Origin of the sequence: Bacteroides sp. AF39-11AC (assembly GCF_003474285.1) — a bacterium.
Classification (GTDB): Bacteria; Bacteroidota; Bacteroidia; order Bacteroidales; family Bacteroidaceae; genus Bacteroides.
In genome coordinates, this window is the sequence record NZ_QROH01000029.1 from 1 (window position 1) to 1,723 (window position 1,723).

Here is a 1,723-nt window from a genome sequence, read left to right on the forward strand (position 1 = left end):
ACTTCCTTCACAACTTCCTTAGTTACAGGTTTAACGTTAGCCAAAGCATTCTTTGCATTAGCCAGGTCAGCCTGAGCCTGAGCCAGTTCGCTTCTGTATCTGTTGATTTCTGCATTGATAGCATCCTGGTCAACCTTTGCGCCACAAGAGATAAACTTCTTGCCACCGAAAGTATAAGTAAGACCTGCACCAACATAAATGCCACCAACAGTTCTTGAAGATGACAAATAGCCCAGATAAGAAGAAGCTAATTCACCACGAGCTTCGATATCAATATCAAGGTAGTTGTTTACATTGAATTTACCCAGCAAACCTGCAGAACCGTTGATGTAAGCACCTGTCTTATCGTCAGCACCTGCGGGGCGAACTTTGTGCCAAGCTGTACCAGCCTGGTTCTCTGCAATTTCGAAAGAGCTTGCACCCTTAGCGATAGTCAGACCAGGACCAGCGAATACAGACAAGGTAAATATACGGTTAGGATTGTATCCACCGATTGCATTTGAAAGGTTGAACAAACCGTCCAGACGAATCTGGCCTACATTCTTGTCATTGTTTACCTTTGAACCTACCATGCTACCGTCAGCAGCATAAGTACCTTCAGACCATTGTGTGTTGAAGTTAGCTTTCCACAAGCCACCCTGAGCGCGCACACCCCAAACTGGAGTAAACCACTTACCAAGAGACACGGTAATATGGGGAGCCGGGTCTCCAAATTTACCTTCACTCTTACCCGAATTTACCAAAGAAACTCCACCAGTCACGCTCACGAAGATATTATCTCCGGCCTTTTCGCTGACGAATTTCTCTTTTGTTTGAGCTGTTGCAACAGTAGCACCAGCCAACATCAAAGATAATATTACTAATTTACTTTTCATTGTTTTTTAATTTTTTGTAATTCAACTCTTTTAATTATTTGCTCCGACCACTCGCTTACTTCAGATAAATCTTGTAAGTAAGTCCGCCGGTAAAGTATTTCATTTTTTGCAATTCTACCTGCGCATGCAAATGGTTGAAAAGCAAATAGGTGGCACCCAACGCAAAATCTTTCGAATCATACTCTGCGATTACTCGCAGCTGCGGATGAAAAGAGGGGTTGTAGGTAACGCCTACAGCCGGCCCGTTTAAAGGGTAATCGTTGCGATGGTTAAAAAGATAAGAGAGATGTACCCCTATCTCTTCAGTTCCTACGGGAATATGTTTGGTCGCTGCAATATAGAAACGACAAAAATAACCGTTGCCATCAACAGACGATATCTGTCCATCACCGGATTCAGTATAAGGATCTGAAGTTCCTAATACCACTGCCGGCATATACTTCCAGAATTGTCCTTCTTTCAAAGCTCGCAGTCGGACAGAAAAATATCTGTCCTGATTTGTAAATCCAGAGTAACCATAAGGCTTTAAGCCTAAAGCTTCCGCTTTAAAGAGGGTGCATGTATATGCCACCTCCAGCCAGGGGAATATGGTTACATTCAAGAAATAATTGTACGTATGATAGTACCATGTAGGAGGAGTTATCTCCTGATTCAAAAAGTTACCACCAATCATTACCGTCTTATCCCGTTGCATTTCTGCCGAAGGTGCATGCAACAAACCGGTGGTACCATACGTCAATTGAGCCGAAAGCAAGAGAGGACAACACAGCAATAAACCAATAAGGATTACCTTTCCTAATATATACCTCATCATTGCTTTCTTTTCATTTTTTATTGCGCTATCTTTT

At 42.5% G+C, this 1,723-nt stretch carries 2 protein-coding genes; both read right to left on the reverse strand.

Translation table 11 applies throughout. The annotated features are described in order from the left end of the window. Positions 1-875, reverse strand: an 875-nt coding sequence (locus DW036_RS25300) for an OmpA family protein (RefSeq protein ID WP_118466745.1), incomplete at its 3' end; no start/stop codon positions are given. Between the two features lie 55 nt (positions 876-930). Continuing rightward, entirely contained in the window at positions 931-1,686 is a 756-nt protein-coding gene (locus DW036_RS25305) for a YjbH domain-containing protein (RefSeq protein ID WP_369906915.1), read from the reverse strand. Between the last annotated feature and the right edge of the window lie 37 nt (positions 1,687-1,723).

Excerpts from the sequence above, each read along its gene's own strand:
- DW036_RS25305 (WP_369906915.1), bottom strand. The coding sequence starts at position 1,686 with ATGAGGTATATATTAGGAAAGGTAATCCTTATTGGTTTATTGCTGTGT.